Genomic DNA, 25,823 nt, shown 5'->3' on the forward strand with positions numbered 1-25,823 from the left:
TTGACTCCACCTCCTATTTAAATCAAGAAAATATTCTCAATTGCTTCATTTGTATTTTGATTCTGCTGAATCTTTTCCTAACTTCACTTCGATCATCGGGCAGTAATGTAATTTCAAATAGATCCGCAATTGATTCCGCAACCTTTTCCACAGCCAGGTTGTTTGTAAGGATACGATTTTCAAAGGTTTTGTTTGACAAGCCTTCCATGCATCTGTCGATTTGTTTTGCCGCCCATGAATTCTTCCTTTCTCCCCTTCTTCTTAACCTTTTTTCAATTATTTCTTTGTCCGCCCAAAGAATGGCGTGCTTGACTTCTACGCCCTCTTTTCTTAATTCGTCTATAATTTCATTGAAATAATCTGCATCGACGATCGTCATGGGCACAATGACGACACCATCATAATGTTCATCAATATATTTCAGGATTGAATAATTGCATTCCCGCCAAGGTGCGTAATCTTGAAAATCCTCTTTCGACGCCTGTATAGGGATCATCTTCCTCAAAAGGAATCCCACTTCTTCCGGGTCATATACAAATGAATCCTTCATTCGCCTATGTAACTCATATGCCGTTTGTGTCTTACCGGAACCAAACGCACCATTAATCCAAATAATCAATTCATTCACCCCAATCCCTTACCTGCTATTTTGGAAAATAGCTCTATACACTTCCCCTATCAACCCTTTCATCTGATGAACACCCGTGTCAGTATTTGTCATGATCACAAGTCCTGTTTCTTCATAAGGATTCGCGACCATCATGCATTGAAAGCCAACACCCCAACCAAGTGAAGAAATCTCTACCCTCTCACAGCCCGGATCAAGAAAGACCCCCAAACCTGCCCAATCCTTTCCTCCCTGAGGCTTTATCATTTCTTGGGCGGCAAAGGACGAGAGAAGGTTTCCTTTTCCCTTCAAAGCAAACATTAATTCCATGACCAGTTGAGCCACGTCTGTCGGGGTAGTCCATAATCCCGAAGCAGCAGGATATGGATAAATCGGGTATTTCCTCTCTACTAATCTATTAGCCTTCATGTGACCACAAGAAAATTGTGTCCTGATAGAAGGCAGATCATATGTACTATCATTCAACCGCAATGGCTGAAATAAATATTCCCGGATCACCTCTTGAAAGGATTTCCCCAATACATTTTCAATTACAAGCTGAATCATGCAATAACCGGCATCTGAATAACAAAACTCTCTTCCAGGCTCCACTTTCGCTTCAACCAGACTACTGCAATAGGGTGTCACCCCTTCCAACAGTTCTTTCATTGCAGGCTTCCCCCACAGAGGATTTAATTCCCCGAACCCGTTGCTGGGATCTTCAATTCCCGACTGATGACAGAGTAGGTGTCTGAGCGTAATAAATTCGTTTGAAAATTTCTCAGGGACAATCCTTGTTGACAGATGTTTGCTTACATCTTCATCGATATGTAAAATACCCTGTTCCGATAAGGTCATTACCAACATAGAAGTGAAAAACTTACTGATGGAACAAGCATTAAAGATGGATGCCTGTTCCACTCTTTTAGTCGAACCTATTTCGAGGGAACCAAAGCAGTCCGTTCTGCTTATCTCAGCACCTTCAATCAAAACCATACTGACTCCCGCTATTTGATATTCTTCCATCTTCCTTTTAATGTTGATAGGTAGTGGTTCCATCTTTGCCTCCTATGCTTGTTTTGACATCAGGATTATCTAAAGCTGAAACTTATGGGGACATCCCTTACTTTCCTTGTCCATATCATATGATCTGAACCTTCCCCCCAGTAATCCTTCAAACAATAATCAGGCGTTCCTAATATATGGGACCATACCTTTTGAGACCCCGCATATCCACTATCCATGCAAAACTCTTCAATGCCTCTATTCAGGAACGTCAGGAGCATGGCATTTAGAAGGAGTGAGCCAATACCCCGCCTTTGAAAGCCGGGATGTACAAATACCGTCCCTATTTCAAACAATCCCTTTAAAGTACCGTCTGTTACAGTATTGATCAGGTCACTGGACGGTCCATATTCTATCGTCCCCACGATCTTTTGATTTTCTTTCGCTATTAGAAAATATCGGTTCGCCCCACCGCTTTCAAAGTCAGAGCGCAAATAGTATGTCTTGGTTATTATTTCATTCTTAATGTCCTCATGAAGTGAAGTTAATCCTTCTTTTGCAAAAGTGTCTTGAATGACCGTACAAAAAAAGTGATTCAATTCAGCTTCATCCTCGATTCGAGGTCGATGAATCTCAATGCTATTCAATCTGTATCACTTCCCTATTAATTTAAGAACAGACTCGACCACGACATCAGGACGATCAAGGAAGATGGAATGGCCGGCCCCCTCTGCGAAGATCACGTCGCTGTTTTCCGACAGACTCCCTTGTTGGATGATTAACTCTTCCCATTTCTCTTCAAATGTTCTTAATTCCCATTCAGGTATGTCCGCCTCTGAGTCTGATAGAATGCTATGTTCTTTATCCCGTCCGATCACAACAAGAGGGGTGTTTGTAAGCTCATTCAATTTCTTTATGATTTCAGCATCCTTCTTCCAGTTTTGAATTTCGGACGCCATAGCTTTGTAAAGTGAGGGGTTGCATTGAAACGAAATTAACCTTTTTTGAATGTCTACAGGAAATTGTTTATGTTTTTCCAGAAGGGAAGGTTGGATAATATTCGTTAATTGCTCCTTCTCCATTGAAGCATATTCGAGGCATCTGAGCACCCATTTTTCATCAGACTCTTCATTTAGAACGGGAAGGTCCAGTTCATCCAACTCTCTTACATTCACCGAGGTAGAATCCACAAGAACCATTCCAGCCACCATTTCAGGATGCACTTTTACAAAATGCTGTGCACATAAACCTCCATAAGAGTGTCCCACTAAATAGATAGGCTCTTCTATTTTCAAGAAGTTAAGAAGCTCATACAGGTCCTGGACTGTGGCAAAAGTATTTCTCATTTCCGCTCCCAGTTCACTATCACCAAGACCGGGGCGGTGATACATGAGGACTTGAGTTGTCTTCCTTAACTCTTCTGTGACTTCATACCACTCCTCAAATGAGCAGCCCATCCCTGTGAGAATGACGATGAATGGACCGGTATGACCTTTTTGGAGTATTTCCAATTTGTGATTATTGATGATTTGCACACTGTTCATAACAGGATCCCTTTTCATGATCACATGTGACTATGGCTGTTACTTGCGGTAAGCAGCCTTCTGGTCATCCGGATTTGACCTCTATGATTGATCTCATCTTCAAACACATGAAACCAAATAAAGTAATGGTTGGATGCATGACCCTCCCATAAGATGTCTTCAAATAGCCATTCATCATCGCGTTTTGAGAGTTCCTGGAATGTTCTGCTCCTTACCTCATGAAGTTTTGTCAGGTAAAATTCTAAAGGATTACCTATGATTGTTGATCTTCCATTTCCCCCGAGACCATAGGCTGCACCCCATTCATCGATTTCGTGTTGATTGGGTCTCCTTCTTTCAAATAGTTCAATCTGAAACCCTCTCTCAACAGCCGCCATATGCATTAATAAGGCTCCGATACTGTTACCATCCTCACACGGTAAAAAATCCAGTTCAGCTGGGGTTAATCCCTTGACACTATCCAATGTGGTTTTTCTGACATAGTCCATCTGGGAGACCAGGTAACTGATTTGCGGACTGTAATCTACTTGCGTTTTGATTTTGTATTCCAATGACATCTGCACCTCATCTGTCGTATTTATTTACCCTGCATGGGTCAAAGTTCGTTCTTTCATCTGAGAAAGGACATCTTTAGGAATCCATCCCTCTTCCCCATTTTTCTTAATTAAGCTGTACCCTGCACAAGTGTTGTCAACAACAGAAACGACTTCCCCCTTCTTTACCGATATCTGTGCACAAGATAGGTCAGTCTTTGCCCAGAATGTCCCATCTTTACTTTGATGAAGGTATTCATTTTTAACATATAACTGATCCCCTGAATCCGCTTGTTTACACAGTGTAAAGTGCTCTGATGACTGTATAGGGATCAATTTATAGTGTGGATATGATATTGATCCCTTCATAGCCACCGAATGAAAATCCTTCATAACTTGACAGGTTGATAAATGATCTGTATGTACATGGGAAAAAGTGTCTCCACCTTCTGCTCTATGTATGATAAATGCATTTAACTGTCCTGAAGATTTTATGGCGTTGCCTCCATCGATGGAGATGATTTTCTTTTCTTTATCCACAATTGGATTATTTGAAGGGATATCACTGGTATAGTTGACTACAGGCCAGTGTCCGACAATCACATACTTCCCTGAGCCAGGTGATTTCTCAAGGAAAGAAGGCATCGTGATGGCTGCAATTCGATCTGTTTCCCGCCAATCATCTTTGTCCTCAAGACCTGCATGGACAAATATATAGTCTTCTGTATCAATCACAGTCGACAATTCCATCAGCCAATTGATTTCTTTTGAGAAATGGTGAGTAAGGATTTCCTTCACCTCTTTAACCGTGGTACGATCATTTATGTCAAATCCGATTTCATCTAGCCATTCCTTTAAAATGGAATGTTTTCTGGAGCGTATGTAATTCATTAACTTTGGGTTCTCTTCAAGAAGGTCCTCCACCACTGTGTCACAGTTCCCTTCAGTTACATGGACATTTTCATTTCTCATTGATAAGTCCATAATAAATTGGAGCACACCTTTACTGTTCCTTCCCTTTTCACAAAGATCACCGTTAATGATCAAAGTATCCTCACAACTGAAATGAACTTTTTTTAGAAGATCCGTAAACAAGTCCAATTCTCCATGGATGTCAGAAATCACGATGATCCGCCCATGACTGGGTAAATGTAATTTTTTAATTTTTTTCAATGGGGATCTCCTTTCACTAGTAAGGTTTTTAACTTAAAAGCGCTGATCAGGTCTGCCTGATCAAACACTCAAAATATATCCTAGTAAATCCTTGATATCCCCGGAGCACTTTTCCACTTCGGGTAAATGGTAGAAGGTGGTCGTAGTGGCAAAGTCGTCTATTTCATCCCCTGGAGAATACAAAATGACCCTTTTTTGAAGACCAAGGGCGATGCCGAGTTCCACGTGACTGCCTTTTCCCCCGGGAAGTAAGAGAACGACTAAATCTGACTCGATAATGGCATCTTTTTCACATTGACCAATGTGCTGAAGATCTTCTACTGTCGCTGCTCTTTCATTTTGAGTCCAATCATATGTATGGATATACCCTTTCCGTTTTAACTGTTCACTTACATACCGTACAAGAGGTGCATTTGAAAATCCTGATGCCAAATAAAACTTCATGTTTCACTCCTTTTCCGGCTTATGAAACAATTTTCGCTGTTTCATGTAATCGATTGCCTTTGTTTTGTTTTTTTGTTTGACTACATACGCCGCTTCATTCTTATCCCTCTGATAAGCTAGGAGTCTCTCTGAATCAAGATCGCCATCTTTGATGGCTGCTTTCACGGCACAACTTGGCTCGGTATTGTGGGTGCAGTTCGTGAATTTACAATTGACCGCAAGTATCGCGATGTCTTCAAATGTGTCGGGAGTATGCTGTTCTGGATTCATGATTTCAATTATTTTCTGATTGGGTTTCATTATGACACCTTTCTGAATTTGGCATTTAAGTGAATATTCAAACGTTGGGGTGAGGATTGATTGATAAAATGATCTAATCGAAATCACCAGCCCATCTTTATACCTGTGAACATATACGTCGAATATTTCTTCCTGTCGGCGCCTATCCTCAATTCCAAAAGACCGACCGTAGCCGGATACACACCAGGCATTGCCATGAAAAAAGGTAAAATGATAAATGATCTCACTTTCACTTTTTCCATCCGGGATTTTCGTTTCACAAATCCACGAATGGATATATCACTGTATATTCCAATTATTCCAAATCATCTCATAGAAAACAATGGTTTTCCGATATAAAAAGGTGCCAAACCCTATACGGTTTGACACCTACTCTATTCTGTAACCCCATCTGCTCTTCGATCGATGTACAGTGTACCATTTTCCTGAAGCTCGACATAGAACGCATCTTTTACATTGATCTGGAAGTGATTAAGCTGATGAAGAAGCCATTCTTCAGAAAGCCCCGCTTCCTTCAAATTTTGATCTAGTATGTTCCCACCGACAATTAGTTCTGTTGGTATATATTTAGGATTGCCTGTAAAGACATTTTGGTCTCTTTTGGTTAACGGTCGGTGACCTGGTTTAAGTGTTACCGTTAATTTTCCGTCCGGTTCAAAGATGGCAGTAGAGACTTCACTTAATGAAAATACATTTTTCTCCCGTAAGAGCATACTTAAGTCATCCATATTTAGATGATGTTTCCCCAATGTCTCTTCAAGTATTTTCCCATCCTTTATAACAATGACGGGCTGTCCGTCAATCACTATCCGGGCTTTTGAAGATTTCAGACCGAGATAGCCTAATAGGAAAGTTAAGAAACTCCACCAAATAAGGCTTGTCAAACCTTCAAAGAAAGGAGTCTTTGACTCCCCCGCAATGTCTGCTGCGATGGAGCCGATGGTAATGCCGGTTATATAGTTAAAAAACGTCAATTGGCTTAATTGTTTTCTTCCGAGTAGTCTTGCGAGCAGGAGGAGAACCATAAAACTCGCAGTTGAACGGACAATCATTTCTATGAAAACGTTGTGGAACAAAGCGTTCGACCCCTAAGAGTTTTTTATTAGTATTGTTCTTCACGCACCTAATATACTCTGTGGTACCGTTATTATTCGTTCGGTTATAGCGTATAAACACGTCCATCTTTGGAATTAATGACAATATCGGCCGTCTCTGCCGGTTTGTACCGATTCTCGTAATATTCTTCAGCTTTCCAATATCTGTTTTCGAACTTTAGTACATTTTGTTTTGTTTCAAATGATTCCCGTTCAAACCTTGTGGCTCTCGGACAATCCAGATAGACAACTCTATCAAAGAAACCCTTCCATTCCTTTCGTTGAAGGAAGACCCCTTCGATAATGATCAACCCTTCCTTTGGTAACTGGATAGTCCTGTTCTCATGAGCATCCGAATGATTCTGATATATAGGGAGAGTGAGCTGTTCGTTTCCTCTTAATCGTCGAAAGAAATGCTCACTTAGCCATTCAACATCCCATTGTAAATGGAAATACTCATACCACTCCGCAAAGCCAGTGTCATATCTCCGGTTCCGCTCTACAATAAGATCATCGAGATGAAAAATATAATATTGTCGACTCTCCTTATTCAAATACCGGCTCAACTCATCAACAAAAGTTGTTTTCCCCGAACGGCTCAAACCGTCTATCCCTAAAACAAATCTCCCTTCTCCAAAAAGACCACCGATCTCCCTCAATAAATCCTTCACATTTTCCACTCCCTCGTTGGAGGGACGGACCTCATATTTCAGGCCAAAATCCCTCCAGACTAGGATTCATTGGCGAAAACAGAGGTCCGTCCCTCAAAATGCTTTTTCTATGAAGGGGCTTGGTTCCCCTATGCTGAATAGTTGTAGTTCGTGCATGGCTCTTGTGCATGCGGTGTAGAATAGTCTGCGGAGATTTTCGTCTCCATATGTTCTGTCTGAGGCGTTGTAGATGATGACGGCGTCGAATTCAATTCCTTTGGCCAAATATGCAGGAATGACAACAACGCCTTGTTCGTATTCCAGTGTTACGTTTGTCATGAGTTTAATGTTTTCTACATGACTTAAAGAATCGAATACCTGTTCACTTTCTACAGCGGTTTTACAAATGACGGCAATGGAATGATACCCCTTTACCAGCCATGTTTCTATCGTTTCAGCCACTTTCACTTTAAGTTCTGTCCGGTCATTCACTATAGTGAGGGTTGGCTTCTCCCCTTCCCGCTCAAAAGCAGATATGTCTTGACCACCCGGAATCAGCCGTCGGGTGAATTCGACGATGGGCTTAGTGGAACGGTAACTCTTAGTCAGGTTGATCAGCTCTGTTTCATCCCGACCATACAGATTTGTCAAATTGCCAAAGTCAACATGTTCATTCGCATGGGCAAAGATCGCCTGATTGAAATCCCCGAGAACGGTCAATTTGGCCGAGGGGAACAACCTCTTTATGAATTCGAATTGAAAAGGCGAATAATCTTGTGCTTCGTCGATCAGTACATGCTTGATAGATGTATTGGTCTGGAAGCCTAGAATCAGCTCTTTTAGAAGTAAAAATGGAGTTGCATCCTCGTAATGAAGCATGCCGTCTTCTAGCATGCTAACTGTAGACCGGCAAATATCCTCCCATCTTTCAGGTGGTTCTCCATTCAATATCGGCCTGATGGTTGAAGTTTCATCAAAGAGTTGTTTATACATCCCTTTTATATCTACGTAATGGAAGGATTTGACCCGTTCCCGTAGCTTCTTGAACCTTTTTCGGACAATTAATCTTCTAAGAGCTTCATACTCCAATTCATAGTCATCGGGAATATTGTTTTTACGAAAATATTTCCGTGCCTTATGGTACTCATCATTGCTCATCAACTCGATTTCTTCTTCCACCCATGATTCCATTCTCTCTTGCTTCTCTCTCCGATGGATTTCACCGATCAGCCATTCGGTCAGTTTCTCCAGCCTATTATGGAAGCGAAGGGAACTGTCACTAGTATAAAAACGTTCAGTCATTTCTTCTGAAGTGACGATTTGCTTTCCCATAAACTTGATCCCCTTGAACTTCATTCCTGCATCCTCGAGGGATTTCCTATATGATTGTATCGCTTCGAAGAATTCCGTCGATGCCTTGAACTGAATACCGGCCGTTCGCGCACGATATGGGCGGCTATTTTGTTCCCAGGCCAAGACATACTCCAATTGTTCATAGGGATTTCCCACGTGAAATTCCTTACTTAACCTATGATCCAAATATTCCTGGAAAGTCACCTGCTCCATATTCTCCTCTCCCAACTCCGGGAGGACATGAGATACGTAACTATTGAACATCGAATTTGGGGAGAACAGTACAATTTGATCGGCTTTCAATGTATCCCTGTATTTATAAAGCAAATACGCGATCCTCTGTAACGCAGCCGATGTTTTACCGCTACCTGCAGCTCCTTGGACAATGAGGAGTCTGCTCCGGTCATGCCTGATGATCTGATTCTGCTTCTGTTGAATGGTAGCGACAATGCTATGCATATAGTTATCTGTCCTTTTCCCGAGCACTTCCTGTAAAATTTCATCCCCTATCGTGAGACTTGTATCGAACATGGACTCAATTGCACCATCCCTGATAAGATACTGCCATTTCTTCTCTACTTCTCCTGTAACGACACCTCCAGGGGTGATGTATTCTGCGGCACCCGGTGGATAGTCATAATAAACACTCGAAATAGGCGCACGCCAATCGTAAATGAGGAAATCCTCCCCACTTTCATCTGTCAATGTTGAAATGCCTATATAAACCTCTTCAGTCGATGTCCCTGTCTCCGTAAAATCGATCCGCCCAAAATATGGCTTCCCTTTCATTCTGTGCAGAGCTGATAATTTCTTTAATGCTTGTTTGTGAGTGCTTTCGGAAACGGTCAACGATTGAGCTTGCTGCCTTAATGCCAGAACAGTTTCTAGAAAATCGTCGAAGGTATCTGTGTTAACCTTTACTTCATCCCAAAAATGCTTGCGGATCTCCACCACTTCATTCTGGCGTCTACCAGTTTCTCTTTCCAACATTTCTATTTGGTCCTTGATGCTCTCAATTACAACGTCCACTCGTTTTTGCTCGCGACTAATTTCAAGTTTCATTAAAGCACTCCTTCAATTATGAGATTAAGGGTTGACTCGTAACAGTCTTGTGTGGTATGATTATCATTGAGGGAATATGACTATATTTATTTATTGTTAAAACGTTTCTGTTTAAATTTATCATAATTTCCAGACACTATCAATAACAAATTAAACCTGCACCTACTATTTTTCTAAGTGGTGCAGGTTTTTCTAATATCTCATAATCCTTTAACCCTTTACGGTGCCCAGTGCGTGTAATTTAATCTTAAGGGATTTAACCTAATGTGAAATCCCTTAAAATATACCATTCTCATTTATCATATCTTCTGGAACAGGTTGACCTACGTCCCATAATTCTACGATTCTTTCATTCTCGAATCGAAAGATGTGAACGACAACCGCTCCTAAATCTTCAGGGTATTGCCTTACATGGGAATGAACCACCACTTCATTTCCCTCTTCCATTGAACGTTTCACCTCAAATATTTTGCCGGGGTTTTTCTCTGCATTTTCTTCCATGGCAAGCATGAGCGATTCTGCATCACCGCGAAAATAGGGATTATGGTGGTGAAATTCCTTTGCTGTATAATCATTGAATGCTTCCCGAATATCTCCCGAAGCAACCCGTTCCAAAAACGACACAGCCTTTTCCTTCTTGGTTATTCCTAAAGTTTCTGACATTCCCATCACCCTTCCACTAGTATAATCTCATTATATATGAAGTACGGAGGAGACATAAGTCCCCTTACAGGCAAAATACCTGCCCCCTCATGCCAATTTCGCTTCATAGAAGCTCGCTCGCATTTAAAAAAATCCCCATATCGCCTACAGTGCGAAGAATTAATTCCAATAAAAGATAAATCTCTACACCGTCATCTTCCAGCTTGACTTTGCAAGCCACTGCTCTTTCTCTTTATAATCCGGCACGATTTTCCCAACCAGCCGCCAGAAAGAGCGGTCATGATTAAGGTGTACCATGTGGCACATTTCATGGACTACAACATAATCGATGACATCCCGTGGAGCCATTGCCAGCTTCCAGTTAAATGAAAGCTGTCTTCTTCCATCACAAGTTCCCCAGGTCGTCTGGCTGTCCGAAATGCGAACAGCCCGGGGCTTGGTATTAAAATAAGGTTGATGATTAGAAATGCTACTCTCAACGATCGCCTTACACCTTTGGTAGTAAAAACGCTTTAACGCCTGCTTAATTTGTTCACCCTCTACTTCTTTCACTTGGACGTTAAGAATATTTCCCTTCAATGTCACATGGTCATGCTCGATATCTGGATTTTGATGAACTTCAATGGGAAAACTCCTGCCGAGATACAGGAAGGATTCTCCAGGTTGATAAGTCTTCAACTGCGGTCCATTTAAGCGTTCCTTTATTTCATTGGATTTCAAAAGGATGTTATCCCAATTTTCCTCCAGAAGACGAATGACAGATTCTTCATCTGTGCCTTTGGGAGCCAGGACTTCAAGATTGCCGTAACGGTCCAGATGTATGCCAATTGATTTCCGGTTTTTATAAGTTAATTCAAAATGAATCGTTTCGCCTGAGTGTGTATGCTTCATCTCTTAACCCCTAAATTTGATTGCTAATCCCTTTAAGAAATTGCGCGCATACCGATCTCCACACACACGATAATTCTTATGGCCTTCCCTTCGGAAAATCGCACCTAATTCTCCTTTTGTAATATGAACGTCAGCGTATTCTAAAATTTCAATCATATCCTCACTTGTTAACGATAGTGCTATCTTCACTTTTTTAAGAAGAAGATTATTTACATGTTCATAAGTGATTGCGGGTTTTTCCGGCTGTCCAGGCTTCGGTTCCTGCCTTCCTCTTTTGAACGTAATGAGTCCATTTAAAAAAGACTCGAGCATTTCATCGTCACATGGGATATGCTCATCGTTTTCTACATCTGAATCAAATTCGTCATCTTCCATCGACTTCGTGAGGACCTTCAGTACCTCTTCTTTTGACAATTCAACTCCGCCCAGATTGAAAATCTCCACCATCTCTGTATTTTTTATATCGAGAGCGTATCGCAATCGAATTAGGATATCATTATTATCAATATTCATTTTTATGCCTCCTGGGATTTTGCCCTTTACTAAATCATTAGCTTATCATTTAAAGAACAGAAAAAGAAGCTTGTATGAAACACAAATAAAAAAATCCCCCTGTAATTTTCTCTTACTGTCTCTTCCTTACTTAAAACAAAGGTCCGTCCCTCAAAAGGACAGACCTTTTTTAAGCGTGTATGAGTGGGAATAGGAGGGTTACGGTTGTTCCTTTGCCAGATTCACTTTGGAAATTTATTTCCCCGTTGTATTTCTCAACGATGTTGTAACAGATCATAAGACCTAGTCCGGTCCCTTTACTTTTTAATGAATAAAAGGGGGTGCCGAGGCTACGTATTTCTTCATCCGACATGCCCCTCCCATTATCCGAAATTCGGATGACGGCATTTCCTTTCTCTTGGTTAGCCGTTATAGATACAGATCCGGTTTCTGGAGATGCTTCGATTGCATTTTTGATGAGATTAATGAACAGCTGCTTCAATTCAATTGAATTGGCAGACACAAGACATTCCTTTTCTACATGCAGTTGTAAACTGTTATCATTTAACAACCCGTACATACTCAGTAGCTCTGTTACATCCTTAAGGACAACTTCTACGTCGACATTTTGCACCCTTCCTTCGCGATCAGGCTTGGATATGGACAAGAATTGAGAGATAACATGCTCTGCCGTATCTAACTCGTTAATCATCAGAGGGAAATTTTGTTTCGTTTTGAGTGTCTCGTCTTCTGCATAGTATTGTAGAAACCCCTTCACGACAGTAAGGGGATTCCTGATTTCATGGGCAACGGCTGCAGCCAGTTGCCCCGTCGTTTTCATGCGTTCTGCCTGTTGGACTTGTTCATAATAAACACGCTGCTTCTGCATCCTGAGATCTGTTAAGTGAAAAATGAAATAAAGGAGAATCTGACTCGCAATGAAATTCACAATGTTTCCGGTAAGGTCTTTATAGATATAAGGGTATAGCACACCTTTATCCATCCAAACGATGTAACTGAATGTAATTCCGATGAAAAGCACATTCAGCACTAACGAGAAATAAAATAGCCATTTATCAAAAAACAGAATTGAAAAAGCTGGAATGAAACAAAGCAGAACGAAATCCGACCATGTTTCCGGGTAAAGAAAAAACAACGTATAAAAAAAGCCTGTGGAGGATATCACCGTCATATATCTTATATAAGCATTCTCATAGAGGGGATACAATAGAAGGCAGGTGGATATGATGAAGACCATCGTACCATGGATCACGAATCCCATATCAATCTGATTATCGATCATAAGACCCGCTGTCATTAATAGGATGATAAACGAAATGATAAGGTAATAATACTTTTTATGCAGCCGTTCATGGAATTCTTTCATGTCTAAACTCCTAGTAGTAATCTACAATTCTCCCATTCAATGTCAGGATATTGTAACTATCTTACAAATGGTTGCGAAAGTCAATGCTCTTTCAATTGCCAAGAGGGAGCATTGCATTCTTTTGAAATAAATAAATCAAAAAAGTCAAAGAAACGACCGCGTTTCTTTGACTCTTTTACACTACTCAAAATAGGTTCATCAACTCATCGAAAGACTGTATCGAATGGTCATATGCAACGGCTGTTCCAAAACCATAGGATGCATATACAAATGGGATCCCCGCTTCTTTGGCTGCTTTTCGATCCCCTTCTGTATCTCCGATATATACTGGATCTTTCAGGTTGTTACGTTCCATAATGAGACGAATGTTCTCTCCTTTTGAAAGCCCCGTCCTGCCTGGATTTTCAAAATCGATAAAATACTTATCCAATCCGTGGTAATCATAGAAAGCCTCGATATACCCATCCTGACAATTGCTGACGATGAATAGCCTATAATTCTTGGATAGTCCCCCTAATACCTTATCGACATTTTCATATAAATTCCCTCCATGTTTACTTAAATGGGGAATTTCATGACGGGAAAGATCTTTCAATAACTGCTCACGTTCTTCCTCATCCAATTCTGGAAATAAGATTTCACCTATCTCTTTCATTTGAAGACCCATGGTCCCCTCGAGATGCTTCCGAGTAATACCATCTATACGACTACTATTCTTCAAGATTACCTTATTCCAGGCTTCAAGCACAGACTCGATCGGGTCCCAAAGAGTCCCGTCGAGGTCAAAGATGATACTGTCCATTCTTAATCCCCCTATCTTTCAGAAACCCATCGTCTTTAATGTTGTTTCTTTATTATTTTCATTTCCTTAACAGGCCAATAAACAATATTTGTCGTCCCCACTACCTCATCAATCGGGATCGAACCGATCTGACGGCTGTCCTTACTGTATCTTCTGTTATCTCCCATGACGAATAGTTCACCTTCCGGAACAGTGAGCTGCTTTACCGGCGTATCCATTAATGTGAAGTCAGGGGTGAGGGATCCAACCACTGATGTTTTTTGTTTGTCCAGGTAAGGTTCTGCATATGCTTTCCCGTTTATGTATAGTATATCGTTCTTATATTCAACCTTATCTCCTGGCAGGCCAATTACCCGTTTAATATAGTCTTCCGTTTTGGTTGCGTGAAACACGACAATATCAAAGCGTTCCGGCTCATCCATTTTATTGACGATCATACGGTCCTGGTCAAGTAAAGTTGTATTCATTGAAGCTCCCTCTACCACAATCGGGATAATGATAAAGGAACGAATAACAAATGCCAGCAGTATTCCGATAATCATAGGCTGAAGCCAACCCCATATTTTTCTTTTATTTGTCTCCATGTACGTCACCCTTCCGTATAACACTCTCCCCACCGATCTATTTTAGCATAAAATTCCTAATTTTTCGTTATATCTAAAAAAGATGTAGAATATGACATTACACATTGTAAAATATATCAATAGAATGGGCAGATTCAAAGATGAGTGTATTCAAGTGAAAAGATGCGAAATACTTTGATTTCGCATCTTCAAGAAGTTTGATAAGATAAAAGGCTACTCTATTCCTTTTCCGCGGCTACCGCATCCGCCTTTGTGACATGTACAGTTCCACGTGGATGTTGGGGTGGTGCATAGATGGAGTATAACTTGATAGGGGTATCGCCGGTATTGACGAGATTATGCCAGGTTCCTGCGGGAATCATGATAGCAAAGTCTTGTTTCACTTTTTTCTCATACGTTAAATGATCTTGACGGTCACCCATTCGGACAATCCCTTCTCCTTGTTCCAGACGGAGGAATTGATCCAGATTCGGATGGATTTCAAGACCAATATCTTCTCCTGGATTTATGCTCATCAACGTTACTTGTAAATGTTCTCCCGTCCATAATGCTGTGCGGAAAGTGTCATTATTCACAGTAGCTTCATCGATATTCAATGCATATGGTGAAGGTCCGAAATCTTTTGCCATCATACGACTTTGTTCAGCTGCTCCCAATTCACTTAACGTTCGTGCGTGCTCCCACTCATCCCTGCAAGTATTCACCAGAACCTCATATACGACCGAGTGCTGCGCCTGCATGCTGCAGAGTCGAAACTGCTCATAATCTGCAAGCTCTGCTTCATAGGCCCTTTCGAGTCCATCAAGATAAGAATGAAAAGGAATACTCTCAACTTGATAAACGGGGTGAGAGTCTGTTAATGAGGTGTATACATTCGTTAAATCCCACCAGTGCCTTTGCTCATCTTCCAGCATACGCATTAGGTAATATCGTTCTTCCTGACTCGGAGCCATATTTGCTAGTCGGTGATAAAAATCAACGGTTGTAGCCTTTTTTTGGATTCCACTCAGCAGATTGTTCACCAATTGTCCTGGAGTTCCTTCTGTTCCCGCCATGGATGATGGATAGGTATGAGGATGATAAGAATACCCGTTCGGTACATTATACACACTGGATCAATCCCTTCAGTTTTTTACCAAGATATCATATGCTTAGAAAGGATAGGTGTGCTCATGCCTAATGAACGATATAAATTACCGTCATCATTCAAGATAGCTATTCCCTGTTTCAATATACTCTTTCATAATCTGAGGGGGAACAAGATTTCCTCCAGTTGCCCAAACTAAATGAGTTGCATGCGATAACCCGACTCCAAGCGATGAAAGATGCTCCTGCACACTAGGAAGAACCGGACCAATCATTCCAGCCAATGCGGACGGCTCCAATGAAATGGATTCTGAAACATATAGTTGGGCCAGTAATTTGAATAGCGTCTCATCACTCGTTGTGAAAACACCGTTTAGCATTTTTTCAATCATCCTCCCTGCCAAGGCAGAGGGGCTTGCTACAGCTAGTCCATCTGCTTCCGTGCGATTAGTTAAACCAATATCCCGAACAGAAATCCCTTCATGCTTCCCGGTTGCAAGCCCCAGCAGCATGCATGGAGATTGCACAGGCTCGGCAAAATAACAATGAACATGTTCACCATATACTTGCTTCAATCCATAAGTAACACCTCCAGGACCACCACCCACCCCGCATGGCAAGTAAACAATCAATGGATGTTCCCCATCTACTTTTATCCCCTCGCTTTCAAACTGTTCTTTAAGTCTTAGAGCAGCGACTGAATAGCCTATAAATAAATCTTTAGAGTTTTCATCATCTATGAAGAAGCCTTTAGGATCTGATTTACTCAACCTCCTGCCCTCGGCGACGGCGTGCGAGAAATCTTTTTCATGCTCCACAACCTTGACCCCCTTCTTCCGCAAGAGATCCTTTTTCCAAAGCTTTGCATCCCTGGACATATGAACGGTTACTTTAAAACCAAGCGTTGCCCCCATCATACCGATACTCAATCCCAGATTCCCTGTAGAGCCGACAGTAATGGTGTACCGGGAATAGCACCCTTTAAATCGTTCAGATCCAAGTATTGAATAATCGTCTGATTCGTTTATCCAGCCTCTTTCGATGGCGATAGTTTCAGCGATCTTTAATACCTCGTAAATGCCGCCCCTTGCTTTGATCGATCCTGCAATAGGAAGCTCATGATCACATTTCAGGATTACCTGACCCTGTACAGGCGATCTGTAATAGTCCTCGAGTATTCTTTGCATGTTCACCAGGCGTTTTATCGGTGACTCGATGATCCCGTTTACCGTTTCGGGGAATAACGTTTTCAGTAAAGGTGCAAAACGGGCAAGTCGCTCCTCAGCATCGACAATCTCCTGATGACCGGATTTTGTCATACTATGAAAGTTCAAGGAAGGATTCCCCCAGAAAACTTCCCGACCTGATTGCAGTGCTGATAATAAATCCTTATTCAATTTTTGTATATGTTCATTCATGTGTGACGCCCCTTTCTTGACTAATTTGATGGTCGCTAGAAAGTCAAAGATTCATGTATGGAATATATGATAAAATAGATGATATTCTTCAGAAAATTATAACAGATAAAGGAGATCCTGATTTTATGTTACCTACCAATTTTAGAGCAAACATTCGATCCGGAAAGCATCAAACCCATACTTCAGGGTTCTGTCAAAATTATGTACAAGCAAATCTGGTAATCCTTCCGAAAGAATACGCTTTTGACTTTTTACTATTCACCATGCGTAATCAGAAATCCTGTCCGGTCGTCGAAGTGATGGAGGCAGGACAATTTCAATCCAAGTATGCCAAGGATTCAGACATCCGAACAGACATCCCTATGTATCACATCTATGAACATGGTGATCTTGTCGGAAAGAATTTGAATATTAAAGAAGTGTGGAGAGATGATTTTGTCAGCTTTCTCATCGGTTGCAGTTTCACATTTGAAAGTCAGCTGATCAGAGGGGGCATCCCCCTTCGCCATATTGAGGAAAACAAAAATGTGGCCATGTATACAACGAATATCGAGACAGAAAAAGCGGGGGTATTTGACGGACCCATGGTTGTTTCTATGAGACCCGTCCCCGATTCACTCGTGCAGAAAGCAACAGAGATCACCTCATTATTCCCTAAAATGCATGGGGGACCCGTCCATATCGGTGATCCTGAAAAAATCGGCATCCAGGATATCACCAAACCCGATTTTGGAGACTACGTGGGAATCAAAGAGGGGGAAACGCCAATGTTCTGGGCCTGTGGCGTAACCCCTCAGGCAGTGGCGAAGCACGCCAACATCCCATTTATGATCACCCACTCCCCAGGCTGTATGTTCGTTACAGATTGGAAAAACGAAGACTATCTTCATGAGGGTTAATAAATGAGGAACGGACCTTGCATATGCAAGGTCCGTCCCTCTCTATTATGCATTTTCTCGTACCTTGACCGGGCAAGCTGGGAATCTTCGACTGCCATCCATATCGCCTAAGCATTTACCCATACCTGACATTGCACATAACCAGTTACGACGCCTGTTGCCTAAAATAAATAAGGTGCCCTCTCTCGGAGAACACCTTATTCCTCTTAACACATATCGTCTTCTTCTTCAACATGCTCTATCACGGTTCTTGGTGCGCAGAATGTTCCAAGCACTTCAAGAACAACAGGATACAGTACTTCAATTTCCAAGCAAGCAATGAATTGGATTTGGAGTTTGTCCCGTGTGAGTATTCCTGCCTTTTCCCGGCATTTTACATCAAAGATGGAACAATGGATATTACTTCCATCCATGCCTTTAGGTAAGCAAACCGCAACTTCCTTATCAAAGAAGATGGGTACTTCCATCACACAGGAATCGTCTTCATTATTCGGAGATCCAATTGATACAAGTAAAACAGCTTCTCCACGTATCTCGACATAGCCGGGTATCCCTACTTCATATGAAATGAGAGAGCAATCTACAGGCTTGACCTGACATTGAATGCTTATTCCCTCTCCTCTTGCAAGTAATTCATCCACCAGTTCCCTGCATTCCCCAGATAAACCGAGGTCAAGAGTTGAATGATGGGTGGCAATGACCCAATCATATACTTTTTCTACCGCTATACATTCTGGCCTTAAATTTGAAGGCGGTGGAGGGATGATATTTCCCAGTTGGACATTCAGCTGCAGGGCCTCTCCTTCTTCTATAACGATGGTTACTTCTTTAACCGGATAACCTGAAGATGTGAATCTGATAACGTACGTACCAGGTGGTAACCCAGTCAAGATATAGAATCCATTCGGATCGGTTAACGTGGAACGGATCGGGACTTGTGAACCAATTGGGAAGATTTGCACGAGAACTTGAGAAATAGGTTGCCCCGTTCGAATATCTGTCACTGTCCCGCTGACACTTGCCGGATTGTCTTCTAATTGGAAGTCGAGGTTGGTTGTATTTCCCCTGATGAGTGTGACCACTTGTGATTGACTTTGGTAACCTGACGCTCTAACGATGACAACGACTGTTCCTCCGGGCAACCCTGATATCGAGTAGTTACCATTAATATCTGTAAGTGTTGTACCCAACAGTCTTCCATCAGGAGTGAAAACTTGGATGAGGGCATTTACAATGGCCGTTTGTGTATTCGCATCCCGCACATTTCCACTTATCGTTGCCGGGTTGGGTTCCAGTGCCACATTGAGTGTCGCCGTTTCATTCTGGCTTAGGGTAATCATGACGTTCTGACTGACATAACCGTCCGCAGAGAAGATAACATTATAATCTCCAGGTGCAATACCTGTAAGAATATAATTCCCGTCCTGATCTGTCAATGTAGAGGCAACGACAATGCCGCTTCCACTGATGACCGTAATCACACCCGCGCTTTGGATAGGGTCTCCTGTATTCGAATCGGTCACACGACCTCTAATGGCAGCAGGCTGACGGCCGAGGCCCACATTTAACGTCCTGGTTTCTCCATTGTTCAGGAATATCCTGAATACTTCACTTGCATATCCATCTGCCGAGAAGACCACCCGATATTCCCTTGGGTCTAGTCCAGTAAACTCATACTCTCCAGATCCATTTGTGAGAACAGAAGCAACCGGAATCGATGTTCCGATCCTGAAGACTTGGACCAGGGCGGATTGTATAGGCTGATTATTGACTTCATCCCGTACTGTCCCCCTTAGTGTTGCGATTTGGTTTGATAAGCTGAAATTCAGGTTTTCCGTTTCACCAGGAGATAATGTGACAATAGCGATCTGATCTCCGAAACCATCTGCACTTGCAATGACGGTGTACTGACCTTGAGTTAAACCTGAGATTGTATAAAAACCATTGTCATCTGTAAGAGTACTGATAATAAACACTCCGTCAGAATTAAATACTCTGACTAACGCTCCCTGGATGCCTGTAGTCGTTTGTGTATTCAATACGAAACCTGTAATTCCAGCCGGATTTGGATCCAAATCGACATTTACTGTTTCTATCTCATTCGGAGCAAGTATGACAGGAACGACTTCGCTTGCATAGCCGTCTGCAGTAATCACGACATTGTAACTGCCCACAGGTAAATTTCCTAATGAATACATACCATCACTCGAAGTAATGATGCTTCCTACAACAATGTCTGTATTCGGTATGACTACTTTTACAAGAGCACCGCTTATCGGAACCTGTGTAGCAGAATCCCTTACCGTACCCTCGACCGTTGCAGGGAACGGGATAAGTGCGATATTCAGCTCCTCACTTTCACCTGGAGATAAGAACACTGTATTGACACTGATTGCATAGTCTTGAAGTTGAGCCTTTATATCAAAAGTACCTTGAGGAAGGCCCTCAATTAAATAATCTCCATTTTCATCTGTGAGGACTCGCCTTACCAGAATATCTGTTCCACTGATATAAGCTTCAATGATGACACCTGTCAGAGGAGACCCTGTGATTGCGTCTATGACCGTTCCACTGAGTGTGGCTGGATTCGCCAATAGGTTAAAGTCCAGCACTGTGGTGTTATTCGGCTGTATATTCACCTGTTGAATCAAGGATTGATATCCAGTATTGATAGCTGATACGGTATAGCTTCCTTCTGTCAAACCAGTGATGAAATACATTCCATCTAGAGTAGTTTGAACAGTAGCTACCACTGTTCCCTGGTTATTAATGACCCTTACTAAAGTGTCCGATAATGGTTGCAAAGTCTGTGCATCCCTTACTGTGCCCGTTAAAGAGCCTGGATTTGGGGTAAGAAGAATCTCTACATTGGTTACGCCGCCACTCATTACTTCTGCTGACACAGCGTTGGATCCAAAATCTGGACTGCTTCCTACTAACACATATACTCTTGGGGACAGGGTGGTTGTCTGAAAGAATCCATCCGAATCCGTGATTGTAGTGAAGATAACGGGACCCGTTCCGGAAAGTTCCCTAACTACCACCGTGGCTCCGACTATAGGATCCAGGGTAACCGAATCCCTTACATACCCTTGGACGATCCCTGGATTCGGGCTTAATGCGAAGCTCAGGAAGCTCGTTTGATTGGAGGTGACAATGGCTCCCGCCGTCTCAGGACCAAAGTCAGTTGCATTTGCAATGACAGTATATACTCCATGTGTTACTCCAGAAAAAGTATATTCCCCATTTTGATTAGAAAGAGTAGCTTGGACAAGTACATTTGTAAAATCATAGAGCTGGATGACTGCGTTAGGAATGGCTTCTCCATTTGCAAGATTTGAAATAAAACCCTGAATTTGTCCAGGATTTGGAGCAAGGCTCAATCCGGCAAACAGGATATCGCCAGGTCCCCCGATGACCGATTTGGTATCTCTCCCAAATGATGAGGCATCTGCTGTAATATTCAGTGTCCCTATCGGCAACGAGTAAAATGTTACATACCCGTTCACATCTGTAATTCCGGTTGCAATCACAATGTTATTGGAGTGCCGAATTGTGACTGTGGTTCCTTCAATCGGAGTTGGGGTATTTTCAATGACGACTTGCACCGTCAGCGTGACGGGATTTGCAGCTAATACATTGGTAACAATAGTGGTTTGATTTGATTGCACAATGGCAGATACGGTAGACGATGAGTAATTCGGAGCAGTTGCGGTTATGAAATATGTGCCAGGTGCAAGGGAAGAAATTGAATACGTTCCATCAGAGTTTGCTAAGAAGCTTACAACCAGTACATTATTTTCATTGAATACAGAGACTTGAATCCCATTCCCCGTAATCGGATTTCCGTTGGTATCTTCCACATTCCCGGTTATGCTTCCCGGGTTTTCCCCTAACTCCAGGTCGGCTCGTGTAGCTGAATCGCTTAGAACAATGGCGCCGATTTGCTCCGTAGTGAAATTCATCTTTGAAGCGGAAACGATATACGATCCTGGTGCCAAGCCACTGACCGAATAGTTTCCGAATACTGAAGTAGTTGTGGTTGCTACCGGGATTTGGGAAATGCCGTCAATAATGACTACCGTAGCCCCGGAAATCGCAACGCCTGTCGTAATGTTTGTAATCTGTCCATTGATGATGCCAGGATTAGGGATCAAAGAAATATTTACTCCGGTTAAAACTTCTCCGACACCAAGGTTTATCCCAGTGATGACCTGTCCGAAGCCCGGCGAGTTGACCACCACATTGAAAGATCCACTTGGAAGATTACCGACAATATATTGACCTGATGAATCTGTGAATCCGGAACCAATCAAAATATTATTTTGATCGAAAATCTGTACGATTGCGTTCACAATCGGGTTTCCAAGATTATCGGTTACGATCCCGGATACAGAACCTGGGTTGGGAACAAGAGTCAAATCCACTGTTGACGTCTGGTTTGCGAGGACCGACACCCCTGCCTGAGCAGTTGAATAGCTCGGGGCTGATGCCAACACTGTGTATGTGCCAGGTGTCAAATTGTTAAATGAGAACGTACCATCCTGGTTGGTCACAACTGAATCAATCAGTACATTATTTACATCCCTTAATTGGACGATCGTGTTTGAAGCCAGGGGACTGACCGTACCTGTGATAAAGCCTGGATCAGGATTTAACACGACCGATACAGGTGTCGTTTGACCGGAAGATACGAGAGCGCCGACCATCCCGTTTTGAAAATTATTCGCCATCACGTTCACAGTATAATTATCAGGCGCAAGCCCTTCCACCATGAAGACTCCATCCATATCTGTGAGCACGGACGTAATTAAGTTTCCTGAACTGTTCACAATACTGACAACCGCACCTGAAATAGGATTGCTTCCAATACTGTCGACCACAGTACCTGTAATCTGTCCTGGATCAGGCTGAAGTGCGATGCTCCCATCTGATGTTTGATTGGACGATACCTGAACGGTTGCCGCATTCGTCTGAAAATCAGGTGCTGAAACCACAATGGTGTAGACTGCAGGGGCTAATCCATTTACAACATATTGCCCATTCTCATCTGTTAAAACCGATGCTATCACAGTACCACTTGAATCCAAGATTCTCACCTGTACATTTGCACCGATGACCGGCGTTCCGGTTTGCGCATTTGTTATAATTCCAGATACCGATCCGGGATCTGATGCCAGGTTAAAGTTCAGTATTGATGTCGAGTTAGATGAAATCGTAACCCCTTGAGTGGCAGCTTGAAAATTGGAAGCTGCTGCTACTACTGAATAATTTCCCGGAGCTAAATTAGGAACCGTATAGGATCCGTCCGGTGCCGTGACCGCTGTAGCTACAATGATTCCCGTACCAGTACTGATTTGTACCGTTACACTTCCCCCAGGTATCGGAACATTATTCGTGTCCCTTACAAACCCGGTCAGGGTACCCGGATATTCATTTAGGGTTACGTTAACAGTGGTTGTTTGACCATTTACGATCATTGCTGCGACAGATTCCGTTGTATAGTTTGGCGCACTGACCACAACTGTATAGCTTCCTGGAGGCAGTCCTGACACCATGTAGTTCCCAGTTGAATCGGTGATGACTGATCCGATTTGAATATTATTCTGGAAAATCGTCACCGTTGCTCCGGCAATGGCGACAGCATTTGGATCCTGAACGATACCTGCCAGGGCACCAGCCAGTCTGTTTAACGATGCATCGACCGTTGTAATAGCATTGGACATCACAACACCCCCGAGGGTTTGACTCCCATAGCCATTAGCTGTAAAGATAAGTGAATACGATCCCGGCAGTAGACTGCTAAAAGAATATTGACCACTTCCATTCGTCGTCGTGCTCGCCACAACAACATTTTGGCTATTTACAGCTTGAACAGAAGCACCTGAAATAACCAGCATGGTTTCACCGTCTCTTACCGTACCTTGAATAGAACCTGGGTTCGGCTCAAGGAAGATGTTTGTGATGGTTGTATTTCCTGCGGTGACGGTTGAAGCTACGGCCGTTGTACTAAAGTTGGTGGCAAATGACCTCACCTGATAATTTCCAGGGGCTAAATTATTGAAGCTGTATTGCCCGCTTCCATTAGCAGAAGTGCTCGTAATGGGTACCCCATTCGAATCCAATAATTCAACAGTTGCAAGTGGGATGGCCGCATTATTGGTGGAATTACGGACAGTACCTGAAATCGAACCGGGATTTGCGACCAGTGTGAAATTGACCACAGATGCCTGATTCGGCTCTGTCATGACGGATTTGGTTTGCGATTGAAACCCTGATGCAATAACAGTGATATTGTAAAGACCAGGAGTAACATTAACGAAAGAATAATTTCCGGCAACATTTGTGGTTGTAGTAGCTACTACAGTACCGGAGTTATTTAGAAGTTGTACGGTGGCATTGTTTATGGCGCCTCCATTTGATACATTTCCAGAAATGGTACTCGGCTGAGGAACGAGTGCAATATTCGAAGTAGTGGATGTCCCCCCTACAGCTGTTACATTAGCTGTTCCTGTCACATAGTTCGTTCTGACAGCCTGTACAGTATAGTTGTCTGGCACTACATTCGTAAACGTATAAAATCCACTTGCATTCGATTGGGTGGTTGCAATTAAGCTCATGCCCTGGAAGAGTGATACCGTTGTATTCGGAAGGACCAACCCGGTGGATTGATCAGTGATCGTTCCATTGATAGTGGCGGTTTGTTGGACGTTGATGGTGACGACGGACGTGTTGGACTGAATAGCGTTACCAGAGGAAGAATCAAACCCTGTAGCTTGTACTCTGTCTAAATTACGTGAACCACTGGTAGTAAATGCACCATTCAATGTGAAGGTTAAGGTTGCGGCACTTCCAGGATTCAGGTTTCCAACGTTCCATGTCAACAATTTAGTGGCTGGATTATACGAGGTTAAACCTTGTGAAGTTGTGTTGACGACAAATGAATTGACTTGATCAGGACCGATGATGTCATCAAGAAAGACTGAGGTAGCTTGTGATTTTCCGGTATTTGTTACGGTTACTGTACCTGTCCAAGTTGCCTGCTGACCCAGGACAACGGTTTGAGGTCCGGAATTCCTCACTTTGTTCGTAGCGAGTTTCGCCCTGATGTCCGCTTGATCTGGAGTGACGGGATCAGTAAAGGCGTTAGCGAAAGAAAACCCTTCACTTGTCCTTAATGAATCCTTGTTGTAATTGTTTGCATTTGCAGACGAAAAGTAAATGGCACGAATGGCTGATGATGCATTGATACCCAAGAAAGAGAAAACTGTGCTCGCCGGGAGGAACCAATCCAGGAAAAAATCCTGATCTCCGCCGATGCTGGAATCGGCAGGTGTTACCCTGGCAAAGTCAAAATTGGTAATCGGCTGGGCAAAGTTCGGGTTTCCCCCTCCCGTCCCTTCAGCAGGGTCATTCCAGGAATTGACCAATTTAACCGTATTTTGAATTAAACTCACTCGATTATTCAACCCATCAACGTTGAATAACCAATCATACGTTCCTGCAACACCTGATGTGTTAATTAAAACCCCCCATGCAAAATTCCTAAAGCCTGTTAATTGATTGTTTCTAGGATCCCCATCCAATCTTAATCGAAAATAAATATTCGTCCCATCATATGCGAAGAATCCTGCCGGGAAAGTTGAATTCCCTACAATGTCCGTCGATACGGGGCTTTCATCTCCTAGAACGTCAAATAAAGGTGATCCTCCTACTAATACCGGGGTATATTGCGCATTACTGGGAAATGCCACATGAAACCCTCCTTTAAATGATATTGTCTTTAATATGGTATTTAAAGCGAAGGAAATATGACTTACCAAATGTCTAGTAAAC

21 protein-coding genes are annotated in these 25,823 nt (G+C 42.5%); 1 reads left to right on the plus strand and 20 read right to left on the minus strand.

Translation table 11 applies throughout. The features are described 5' to 3' along the window. Positions 1-22: 22 nt before the first annotated feature. The 19 genes from SLH55_RS08705 to SLH55_RS08795 form a co-directional block, all read right to left on the minus strand. On the minus strand, positions 23-619 hold the full coding sequence (locus SLH55_RS08705) for an AAA family ATPase (RefSeq protein WP_320323211.1): 597 nt from the start codon (positions 617-619) through the stop codon (positions 23-25). Positions 620-637: 18 nt separating this feature from the next. Continuing rightward, a complete protein-coding gene (locus SLH55_RS08710) occupies positions 638-1,666 on the minus strand; it encodes a serine hydrolase domain-containing protein (protein ID WP_320323212.1) in 1,029 nt (342 codons plus the stop codon). 32 nt (positions 1,667-1,698) lie between these two features. Then, positions 1,699-2,259 (minus strand): GNAT family N-acetyltransferase, encoded by a 561-nt coding sequence (locus SLH55_RS08715; RefSeq protein WP_320323213.1) that lies wholly within the window; start codon positions 2,257-2,259, stop codon positions 1,699-1,701. Positions 2,260-2,265: 6 nt separating this feature from the next. Then, entirely contained in the window at positions 2,266-3,156 is an 891-nt protein-coding gene (locus SLH55_RS08720; RefSeq protein ID WP_320323214.1) for an alpha/beta hydrolase, read from the minus strand. 20 nt (positions 3,157-3,176) lie between these two features. Continuing rightward, positions 3,177-3,713 (minus strand): DinB family protein, encoded by a 537-nt coding sequence (locus SLH55_RS08725; RefSeq protein WP_320323215.1) that lies wholly within the window; start codon positions 3,711-3,713, stop codon positions 3,177-3,179. Between the two features lie 24 nt (positions 3,714-3,737). Continuing rightward, entirely contained in the window at positions 3,738-4,862 is a 1,125-nt protein-coding gene (locus tag SLH55_RS08730) for a metallophosphoesterase (RefSeq protein ID WP_320323216.1), read from the minus strand. Positions 4,863-4,922: 60 nt separating this feature from the next. Then, positions 4,923-5,306 carry a nucleoside 2-deoxyribosyltransferase gene (locus SLH55_RS08735; protein ID WP_320323217.1) on the minus strand — a complete coding sequence of 128 codons (384 nt, stop codon included), beginning with the start codon at positions 5,304-5,306 and terminating at the stop codon, positions 4,923-4,925. Between the two features lie 3 nt (positions 5,307-5,309). Beyond that, complete coding sequence (locus SLH55_RS08740; RefSeq protein WP_226673836.1) at positions 5,310-5,606, minus strand: hypothetical protein; 297 nt, start codon at positions 5,604-5,606, stop codon at positions 5,310-5,312. A 374-nt stretch (positions 5,607-5,980) separates the two neighbouring features. Continuing rightward, the gene (locus tag SLH55_RS08745; RefSeq protein WP_320323218.1) at positions 5,981-6,682 is read right to left on the minus strand and encodes a DUF421 domain-containing protein; all 702 of its coding nucleotides are present in this window, start codon (positions 6,680-6,682) and stop codon (positions 5,981-5,983) included. Positions 6,683-6,765: 83 nt separating this feature from the next. Continuing rightward, the gene (locus SLH55_RS08750) at positions 6,766-7,371 is read right to left on the minus strand and encodes a kinase (protein WP_320323219.1); all 606 of its coding nucleotides are present in this window, start codon (positions 7,369-7,371) and stop codon (positions 6,766-6,768) included. Between the two features lie 93 nt (positions 7,372-7,464). Continuing rightward, positions 7,465-9,765 (minus strand): RNA polymerase recycling motor HelD, encoded by a 2,301-nt coding sequence (gene helD / locus SLH55_RS08755; RefSeq protein WP_320323220.1) that lies wholly within the window; start codon positions 9,763-9,765, stop codon positions 7,465-7,467. A 276-nt stretch (positions 9,766-10,041) separates the two neighbouring features. Beyond that, a complete protein-coding gene (locus tag SLH55_RS08760; protein WP_413787085.1) occupies positions 10,042-10,434 on the minus strand; it encodes a nuclear transport factor 2 family protein in 393 nt (130 codons plus the stop codon). Positions 10,435-10,611: 177 nt separating this feature from the next. After that, positions 10,612-11,319, minus strand: a complete 708-nt coding sequence (locus tag SLH55_RS08765; RefSeq protein ID WP_320323222.1) for a SprT family zinc-dependent metalloprotease — start codon at positions 11,317-11,319, stop codon at positions 10,612-10,614. Between the two features lie 3 nt (positions 11,320-11,322). After that, positions 11,323-11,832, minus strand: a complete 510-nt coding sequence (locus SLH55_RS08770) for a DUF1456 family protein (protein ID WP_219168667.1) — start codon at positions 11,830-11,832, stop codon at positions 11,323-11,325. Positions 11,833-12,001: 169 nt separating this feature from the next. Beyond that, positions 12,002-13,198 carry a HAMP domain-containing sensor histidine kinase gene (locus SLH55_RS08775; RefSeq protein WP_320323223.1) on the minus strand — a complete coding sequence of 399 codons (1,197 nt, stop codon included), beginning with the start codon at positions 13,196-13,198 and terminating at the stop codon, positions 12,002-12,004. A gap of 184 nt (positions 13,199-13,382) precedes the next feature. Then, positions 13,383-14,000: an HAD family hydrolase gene (locus SLH55_RS08780; protein WP_320323224.1), complete on the minus strand. Its 618-nt coding sequence runs from the start codon at positions 13,998-14,000 to the stop codon at positions 13,383-13,385. Positions 14,001-14,035: 35 nt separating this feature from the next. Next, positions 14,036-14,584, minus strand: coding sequence for a signal peptidase I (gene lepB, locus SLH55_RS08785; protein ID WP_320323225.1), 549 nt, complete (start codon positions 14,582-14,584; stop codon positions 14,036-14,038). A 218-nt stretch (positions 14,585-14,802) separates the two neighbouring features. Continuing rightward, positions 14,803-15,693 carry a cupin domain-containing protein gene (locus SLH55_RS08790; RefSeq protein WP_320323226.1) on the minus strand — a complete coding sequence of 297 codons (891 nt, stop codon included), beginning with the start codon at positions 15,691-15,693 and terminating at the stop codon, positions 14,803-14,805. 93 nt (positions 15,694-15,786) lie between these two features. Further along, a complete protein-coding gene (locus SLH55_RS08795) occupies positions 15,787-17,088 on the minus strand; it encodes a D-serine ammonia-lyase (protein WP_320323227.1) in 1,302 nt (433 codons plus the stop codon). 125 nt (positions 17,089-17,213) lie between these two features. Here SLH55_RS08795 and SLH55_RS08800 point away from each other — a divergent pair, with 125 nt between their 5' ends. Then, entirely contained in the window at positions 17,214-17,987 is a 774-nt protein-coding gene (locus tag SLH55_RS08800) for a putative hydro-lyase (protein WP_320323228.1), read from the plus strand. Between the two features lie 206 nt (positions 17,988-18,193). Here the strand turns inward: SLH55_RS08800 and SLH55_RS08805 are convergent, their stop codons facing one another. Further along, entirely contained in the window at positions 18,194-25,741 is a 7,548-nt protein-coding gene (locus tag SLH55_RS08805) for a carboxypeptidase regulatory-like domain-containing protein (RefSeq protein ID WP_320323229.1), read from the minus strand. Between the last annotated feature and the right edge of the window lie 82 nt (positions 25,742-25,823).

Source organism: Rossellomorea sp. YZS02, assembly GCF_033963925.1.
Taxonomy (GTDB): Bacteria; Bacillota; Bacilli; order Bacillales; family Bacillaceae_B; genus Rossellomorea.